Annotated in this window: 10 protein-coding genes; 2 read left to right on the top strand and 8 right to left on the bottom strand. The window is 65.5% G+C overall.

Going from position 1 to position 8115, the window contains the following annotated elements:
* Positions 1-95 precede the first annotated feature (95 nt).
* Both JWM94_RS08565 and JWM94_RS08560 read left to right on the top strand, forming a co-directional pair.
* Positions 96-332, top strand: a complete 237-nt coding sequence (locus JWM94_RS08565; protein WP_299425008.1) for a hypothetical protein — start codon at positions 96-98, stop codon at positions 330-332.
* Positions 333-510: 178 nt separating this feature from the next.
* Positions 511-1185, top strand: a complete 675-nt coding sequence (locus JWM94_RS08560) for a hypothetical protein (protein ID WP_299425005.1) — start codon at positions 511-513, stop codon at positions 1183-1185.
* A gap of 266 nt (positions 1186-1451) precedes the next feature.
* On the opposite strand, the gene queE is transcribed toward JWM94_RS08560, so the two are convergent.
* From queE to JWM94_RS08520, 8 genes are all read right to left on the bottom strand, one after another.
* Positions 1452-2093, bottom strand: coding sequence for a 7-carboxy-7-deazaguanine synthase (queE, locus tag JWM94_RS08555; RefSeq protein ID WP_299425002.1), 642 nt, complete (start codon positions 2091-2093; stop codon positions 1452-1454).
* Entirely contained in the window at positions 2090-2776 is a 687-nt protein-coding gene (queC, locus tag JWM94_RS08550; RefSeq protein WP_299424999.1) for a 7-cyano-7-deazaguanine synthase QueC, read from the bottom strand. The genes queE and queC overlap by 4 nt, the downstream gene beginning before the upstream one ends.
* Before the next feature lie 168 nt (positions 2777-2944).
* On the bottom strand, positions 2945-3355 hold the full coding sequence (locus JWM94_RS08545; RefSeq protein WP_299424997.1) for a hypothetical protein: 411 nt from the start codon (positions 3353-3355) through the stop codon (positions 2945-2947).
* Positions 3356-3399: 44 nt separating this feature from the next.
* The gene (locus JWM94_RS08540) at positions 3400-4305 is read right to left on the bottom strand and encodes an Hsp33 family molecular chaperone HslO (protein WP_299424994.1); all 906 of its coding nucleotides are present in this window, start codon (positions 4303-4305) and stop codon (positions 3400-3402) included.
* Positions 4306-4464: 159 nt separating this feature from the next.
* On the bottom strand, positions 4465-5394 hold the full coding sequence (argF, locus tag JWM94_RS08535) for an ornithine carbamoyltransferase (RefSeq protein WP_299424991.1): 930 nt from the start codon (positions 5392-5394) through the stop codon (positions 4465-4467).
* Positions 5387-6583 carry an aspartate aminotransferase family protein gene (locus JWM94_RS08530; protein WP_299424988.1) on the bottom strand — a complete coding sequence of 399 codons (1197 nt, stop codon included), beginning with the start codon at positions 6581-6583 and terminating at the stop codon, positions 5387-5389. Before JWM94_RS08530 ends, argF begins: the two co-directional genes overlap by 8 nt.
* A 138-nt stretch (positions 6584-6721) precedes the next feature.
* Positions 6722-7159: a hypothetical protein gene (locus JWM94_RS08525; RefSeq protein ID WP_299424985.1), complete on the bottom strand. Its 438-nt coding sequence runs from the start codon at positions 7157-7159 to the stop codon at positions 6722-6724.
* Between the two features lie 94 nt (positions 7160-7253).
* On the bottom strand, positions 7254-8102 hold the full coding sequence (locus JWM94_RS08520) for an ABC transporter permease (RefSeq protein WP_299424982.1): 849 nt from the start codon (positions 8100-8102) through the stop codon (positions 7254-7256).
* Between the last annotated feature and the right edge of the window lie 13 nt (positions 8103-8115).

The raw sequence follows: 8115 nt of genomic DNA, 5'->3' as shown, positions 1-8115 counted from the left end.
CTTGAGCAAAGTGTCATTACCGATTAATGTCCACCTCGATTTGGGTATTAAGGCCGGAAAAAGCCGACCAAATCCTTTATCTAGGGAGCTTCCAAATGCGTTCTTTCATCATCAAGGGCAGCATGATCGCGGCCGCCGCGCTGGCGATCTCGGCCTGTGCCAAGACCGAAACTGCCAACACCGTCACCGAGATGAACACCACCACGGAGACGATGAACGACACGATGACGGCGCCTGACGCCGGCACCATGAACGGTGGCGACATGATGGCCAACGACACGATGTCGACGACCAACACCACGACCAACACCGTCACGACCAACAAGATGTAATCTTGTGATCGTCCGTTCCCTCGGGAATGGATGGTCGGGTTTCGAGGGGGCCGTCCGCTAGTCGGGCGGCCCCCTTTCGATTCGCCGTGACGGCGGTGGGACAAAAGCGCTTGGGCGTGACGTCAAATCCCCGTACGTACCTGACCAACGGGGAATGCGAAGGTTCGAAGGGACGAGAATGAATAAGCGTATCAAGGCGAGCGTACTGCTCGCCGCCGGCCTGTTCGCCGGCCTGTTCTCAAGCGCGCCGGCTTCGGCCCAATTCTTCCTGAAATCGTACGATTTCCGCGGCGGACCGGTCACCGGTCTGGAACCCGAACTCGGCATGCCCTTGCCCGGCGCGACCCCGGCCGAAGTACGTGCCGCTTTGGTGTGGAACCTGCGCTCCGCGCTCAACGTCGCGGCGCTGCAATGCGATTTCGCGCCGATGCTGCTGACGGTCGATCACTATAATGCGATGATCAAGGATCATAGCGCCGAGCTGAAGGGCGCGTTCGACACGCTGAACAATTATTTCGTCCGCATGGCCAAGACCAAGACCGCCGGCCAAACCGCGTTCGACCGGTTCGGCACGCGCACCTATTCGGCCTTCTCCACGGTCAGCGCGCAATACGGTTTTTGCCAGACCGCCGCCAAAGTCAGCAGCGAGACCAACTTCGCCCCACGCGGCCATCTGGGCGACGTCGCGGTCAATTACATGCGCGAGATGCGCAACAGCCTGGTGCCGTACGGCGAACAGCAATTCCCCGGCGCCTTCTATTCGCGCACGTACCTGCTGTTGCCCGATTTCCAGCCGACCTGCTGGCGCAAGGGCAAGTACAACATCGCGTATTGCGGGAAGAAGAAGGGCTAGCGGGTTCGAGGCGCTCGCGCGCTTCATCGGCACCGCTCGCGATGAAACCCGGCCTAACCAGCCGGGCTTTTTCGTGGTAAAGCGACGAATGCGTAAGCGCGGTCGCAATCCCGTCAACACATGGTTTCGAGGCCGAAGCCCGCAAACGTGGGAAGGCGAACTCGTCCTGTTCGGCTTCATGCTGATTGTTGTACTCGTGATCTATCTCACCAGCTTGGGTCACGCAGATAGATAGCCCCCTCCCCTGAAAGGGAGCGGCCAAAACGCTAGCGCAACCCCAGTCGCTTGTGCGCCTGCAGCGTCAGGCGCCAGCGCGGACGGTCCATCACCAGCGCGATCGCCGCGGCTTCGCTCGCCGCGTTGCCGTCGGCGGTGCCGGTGTCGAGCGGTTGGATCAGCAGGTTCGCGAATTCCCAAGCCTCCATCGCGGCGACGTCGCTGCCCGGTTGCGGCCAGACCAGTTTCAACTCATCGCCGCGGCGCTGGACCACCTCGCTCCCGGCCTTGGGGCTGATGCACACCCAGTCGATGCCGGGGTGCGCGGGGAGCGTGCCGTTGCTCTCCATCGCGATCTCGAACCCTGCCGCGTGGAGCGCATCGACCAAAGCGTCGTCGATCTGCAGCATCGGCTCGCCCCCGGTCAGCACGCAGAAGGCCTCGGCGCCGTCCGGCCCCCAGAAACCCGCCGCCGCCGCCGCCAGGCTCCCCGCATCGGCGAAGCGCCCGCCGCCCTCGCCGTCGGTGCCGACGAAATCGGTGTCGCAGAACCGGCAGACCGCGGTCGCGCGGTCCTGCTCGCGGCCCGACCACAGATTGCACCCGGCGAAGCGGATGAACACCGCGCGGCGCCCGGCGTTCACGCCCTCGCCCTGCAGCGTCAGGAACATTTCCTTGACCGCGTAGCTCATAAGGCAGTCGCGTAGACCGTCGGGTCGGGCACCCCGGCCTCCTCGAACCCCTTGGCGCGCAGCCGGCAGCTGTCGCACAGCCCGCAATGCAAGCCCCCCGGCGCCGGATCGTAGCACGACCAGCTGAGCCCCAGATCGAGCCCCAGCCGCATGCCCTCGCGCACGATATCGGCCTTCGTCATATGCTGGAGCGGGGCGTGGACGCGGAAGCGCTCGCCCTCGACCCCGGCCTTGGTGGCGAGCGCGGCCATATCCTCGAACGCGGCGACGAATTCGGGGCGGCAATCGGGATAGCCCGAATAATCGAGCGCGTTGACCCCGATCACCAGGTCGCGCGCGCGCGCGGCCTCTGCCCAGCCGAGGCACAGGCTGAGGAAGATGGTGTTGCGCGCGGGCACGTATGTCACCGGGATGTCGGCGCCGACTCCCGCCTTGGGCACGTCGATATCGGCGGTCAGCGCCGACCCGCCGAACGCGCGCAGGTCGAGCGACAGCACGACGTGGCGCTCGGCCCCCAGCACGCCCGCGATGCGCCGCGCCGCGGCGAGCTCGATCTGGTGGCGCTGGTTATAGTCGATCGACAACGCCAGCAGGCGATAGCCGGCTTCGCGCATCGACGCGGCGGCGACCATCGAGTCGAGCCCGCCCGAAATCAGCGCGACCGCCAAGGGTGTGGTTTCCATGATTTGGGCGTCGCTAGGCGCTGAAATGCCGACTGGCAATGGCCGCGAAAAACAACGGGCCACCGTTTGACGGGTGGCCCAGTTTGGACGCTTCCAAGCGTCAACTAGGGAGAAATGCGTGCTCGAATTGCACGCCCTACCCCTACGCGCCCAAGGATAAACGCCGGCTTAACGAGGCGGCGGCGCGCACGCGCCGGCGAAGCGGCCTTCGTAACTGGTGTCGAACGGCCGCCCATCGCTCGAAATCCCCTGCGTATCGAGGCGGATCTGGCCGGGGTCCTGTACCTTGATCGTCGTCTTGCCATACCCGCGCGGTCCGCAATTATACTGGATCGTGACGTGATCGGCCGCGTCCTCGATCGTGAAGCGCGCGCAAGGAGCGCCGGGATGGTTGAGCTGGACCAGCCGCAGCGGATCGGGCGCGCACACCTCGCGCGCAACCGCGCCGCCGATTACCTTGAACTGCCAGCGCCCGCGGTCGAGCCCGGCAAGCACCGCAAACGGCCCCGCCGCAATCGCTGCGCCGCCGATCAGCCCGACGGCCAGCGCCGCGGCTACATATCGATTCCCCAACCCCACGAATCGCCCCATCGCAGCGAAATATGGCAGAGCCGCGGCAATATTTATTGGACGGAATCGCCCGCCGGGACCGGGAACGACTTCGCGCAGAACGCGCAGCCGACCTGGATCAGGCCCTGCTCGTCGGCCATTTCGGCGCGGTCGGCAGGGGTGAACTTGGCGAGGACGCTGGCGATGTAGTCGGCATCGCAGCGACATCCCTTGGCCAGCTGCGTGCGGGCTAGGACGCGAACCTCGTCCTCTTCGTTGAACAGCCGCCAGATCAGCGTCTCAAGCGGCAAGTCGCGGTCGGCGAGTTCGTCGGCGCCCATCGTCGCCCCCAGGATCGCGACATGCTCCCATTCGGGATGGTCGAGCCGCGTATGGAGCCGCTCGCGGCCGTCCTCGCCCTCGGGCAGATGCTGGAGGAACAGCCCGCCCGCGACGTGGCGGCCGTCCGCCCCGCGTTTAACACCGAAATTGATGAGCGTCGGGATTTGCTCGGACTGGACGAAGTAACTCTGCGCGGCTTCCGCCAGCGTCTCGCCATCGAGCGGCACGATGCCCTGATAACGCTCGTTGGTATTCGCAAGGTCGAAGGTGATCGCGAGATAGCCTTCGCCGAACAACGCGAACAAGGTCGGGTCCTGCGGCGCTTCGGCGAGCTTGTCGGCATCGTACTGGACGTAGCCGCGCAATTCGCCGCCGCGATAGTCGCATACCAGCAGCGTCACGACGCCCGCCTGGGTCTGCGCCTGGAGCGTCAATTGCCCCGACGGATCCTTGAGCGTCGACCCGATCAGCGCGGTCAGCGTCAGTGCCTCGGCGAGCAGCGCTTCGATCGACGGCGGATACGCATGCGCGTCGAGGATCTCGTCGAGCACCGGCCCCAGCCGCACCACGCGCCCGCGCGCGTGGCGGGCGGGAAGCGTGAAGCCGAGCGCTTCGTCGATGTCGGTGGGGTTGGTCACGCGCTGTCCTCAAACACTTACGTCATCCCCGCGAAAGCGGGGACCCAGCTCGAACGGTTTCGGCAATCACGGCAGTCGTGATCTGGGCAAACGGCAGAAGCTGGGTCCCCGCTTTCGCGGGGATGACGGTAGGTGGGTAGTCCGCCAGTATGCCGCAACTCAACCGATCAGCCCGAAGCACCACAACAGGATCGATTTCTGCGCGTGGAGCCGGTTTTCGGCCTCGGCCCAGATCAACGATTGCGAGCCGTCGATCACCTCCGCGGTCACTTCCTCGCCGCGATGCGCCGGGAGGCAGTGGAGGAATTTGGCGTCGGGCTTCGCGCCCGCCATCAGATCGCTCGTCACCTGAAACGGCATCATCGCCGCCAGCTTGGTGTCGGCATGGTCCTGCCCCATCGAGATCCACGTGTCGGTGACCACCACGTCCGCGCCCTCGACCGCTTCCTTCGCCGTGCCGACGACACGCGCGCGGCCCTCGCCCAGCGCGACATCCTCGTCCGACGGCATGAACCCCTGCGGGCACGCCGCGACGACATCGAACTGCATCAGCCCAGCGGCTTCCATCAAGGACGCGAGCACGTTGTTGCCGTCGCCCAGCCACGCGACCTTCAAGCCCGGCAGATTGTGCCCGCTCTCGAGGATCGCTTGCAGGTCGGCGACGATCTGGCACGGGTGCGAGAAATCGGTCAGGCCGTTGATCACCGGCACCGTCGCATATTCGGCCATTTCGACCACTTTCGCGTGGTCGTCGGTGCGGATCATGATGGCGTCGACATAGCCCGACAGCACGCGCGCGGTGTCGGCGACGCTTTCGCCGCGCCCGATCTGCATCTGCCCGGCTTCCATCACGATCGATTGCCCGCCAAGTTGACGGATCGCCATGTCGAAGCTCACGCGCGTGCGGGTCGAGTTCTTCTCGAAGATCATCGCCAGCACGCGACCGGCGAGCGGCGCGTCGGCGTCGGGTTTGCCCTTTGGCCACCCGGCGCGCGCCGCCTTGCGGTCGATCGCGTCGGCGAGGATCGCCGCAACGCCGTCCGGCCCGGGGTCGGAGAGATTGAGGAAGTGGCGAAAGCCCTTAGTCATCGCTAGGCCCTGCGAAGGTCCGCGCGCCCTCGCTCAGCCGCTCGACGCACTCGGCGATGTGCGATTCCTCGATGATCAGCGGCGGCAGCACGCGGAACACGTTCTCCCCCGCCGCCACGGTCAGCAGCCCGTGATTGTCGCGCAAATGCGCCACGAAGTCGCGGCTGACCGCGGGCTCCTTCATCTTGATGCCCAACATCAGCCCGCGCCCGCGGATTTCCTCGAACAGATGATCGTGGTTGGGGATCAGCTGCTCGAACGCCTGGCGCAGCCGGTCGCCCATCTTGGTGACGTGATCGAGAAACCCGGGCTCCTGGATCACGTCGAGCACCGCTTCGCCCGCCGCCATCGCCAGCGGGTTGCCGCCATAGGTCGATCCGTGCGTGCCGATCACCATGCCCTTGGCGGCTTCCTCGGTCGCGAGGCACGCGCCGAGCGGGAAGCCCGCGCCGATCCCCTTCGCCACGGTCATGATGTCGGGCTCGATCCCGTAATGCTCGTACGCCCACATCTTGCCGGTGCGGCCGTAGCCGCACTGGATTTCGTCGAGGATCAGCAGCAGGCCATGCTCGTCGCATGCCTTGCGCAGCCCCTTGATGAACTCGGGGGTGCCCGCGGTCATCCCGCCCTCGCCCTGCACCGTCTCGACCATGAAGCCGGCGGTCTCATCGTCGATCAGCGCCAGCGCGCCTTCCAGATCGTTGAACCGCGCATAATCAAAGCCCGGCAACAGCGGCTCGAACCCGTCGCGCATCTTGGGCTGGTCGGTCGCGCTGATCGCCCCCAGCGAGCGGCCGTGGAACGCGTTCTTGAAGGTGATGAGCTTGTAGCGCTCGGGATTGCCGTTGACGTCGTGATAGCGCCGCGCGGTCTTGATCGCGCATTCGATCGCCTCGACACCGGAGTTGGTGAAGAACACCGTATCGGCGAAGCTCATATCGACAATACGCTGCGCCAGGCTCTCGCCCTGCGGGCTCCCATACAGGTTCGACACGTGCATCAAGGTCGCGGCCTGGTCGGCGATCGCCTTGACCAGCTTCGGGTGGCCGTGGCCGAGCGCGTTGACCGCGATCCCGGCGGCCATGTCGAGATAGCGCTCGCCGCGCTCGCCGATCAGGTAACACCCCTCGCCGCGCACCGGCCGCACGCCGCACCGCGGGTAGACGGGCATGAGGGCGGTGATGGTCACGGCGTTGGCTCCTTCAAACGAGAAAGGCGGCCCGATGGACCGCCCGGAGCGCGCATTTACTTGGTGCAGGTGGGGAGCGTCAACACCACCCAGCATGCGGGAAACGGCGGGTGTCGCCACCCGCCGTCCCGCCTTCAGTTACCGGTCGCCGTAGCGGCCGTCGCGGTCACGGTCGCGGCCATAGCCGTTGTCGTACCCGCCGTAATTGCCATTGCTGTACTGCAACCGCTGCAGGATTTCGCGCGCGCGATTGTCGATGTCGCGGCGCTCGCCCCAGCTGTAACCGTCGCGTTGCGCGCGATAATCGCGGCGCTGCAGATCCTCGACCGCGTTGCGCAACGCGCGCGCTTCGCGCGGCGAGACCTGGCCGCTGCGGATCGCGCGCTCGACCGCGAAGCGGACCCGGTCGACCGACGTCCCGCCGCGGCGATCGTCATTGCCGTAGCCGCGCTGGTCGTACCCGCGCTGGTCATAGCCACCGCGCTGGTCGTAACCGCCCGGATAGGATTGCGCCATCGCCGGTGCGGCCGACAGGGCCACGCCGAGGGCAGCGACTGAAACGATGAGCTTACGCATGTTGTACCTCCACCCACCATCATGGTGAGGAGGCCGTTTTAGGCGATTCGAGCTGCGGCGATGCTGAACGCGGCTTGCAGCCGCGGTTAAGCCGTCAGCTCTTGATCTTCCAGCCGGTGTTGAACAGCCAATAGCATGTCAGCGCCAACACCGCGTCGAGCGCGAACACCACGATGCTGCCGACCAGAATCGGCGAGTCGGCGGTGCCGAGGAAGCCGTAGCGGAACCCCGAAATGATGTAGAAGAACGGGTTGAAGTGGCTGATCGTGCGGAACGCGGGGGCGAGGTTGGTGACCGAATAGAAGGTGCCCGACAACAGCCCCAGCGGGATGATGACGAAATTGCTGACCGCGGCGGCATGGTCGAACTTGTCCGCCCAGATCGAGGTCAGCACGCCGAGCAGCGACAGGAACATCGCGCCGAGGAAGCCGAACCACAATACCGCCCACAGATGCTGCGGCCACACCCCGACACCGTAGAGCGCCATCGCCGCCCACACGACCAGTCCGACGATGAACGCGCGCGTCATCGCGCCGCCGACCAGCCCCGCGAGCAATTCCATCGTCGAGAGCGGCGGCATCAAATAATCGACGATCGTCCCCTGGATCTTGCCGACCAGCAGCGAGAAACTGGCATTGGCGAACGCCGGACCCATCATTCCCTGGCTGATGATCAGCCCGGGCGCGATGAAATCGCCGAACGGCACGCTGGTATTGCCAATCAGAACCGGGCGTTTCGCCCCCGTCGCAACCGTGAAAACCACCAGAAACAGCAAGGTCGTGATCGCCGGCGCCCAGATAGTCTGCAGGTGCACCTTGAAGAACCGGCGCACCTCCTTCACATAGAGGGTTCCCAGGCCACCCCAATTCACGCTCCGGATCACCGGAACGCCGAAGGGTGGCATCGCCGTGATTTTTTCGGGCGGAGTGGTGGGCGCGTCCATGGTCTTCCCGCAG

Source organism: Sphingomonas bacterium, from assembly GCF_028289855.1.
GTDB lineage: Bacteria > Pseudomonadota > Alphaproteobacteria > Sphingomonadales > Sphingomonadaceae > Sphingomonas.
Note: the sequence above shows the minus strand (reverse complement) of the source record. Positions and strands in the feature narration are given on the sequence as shown.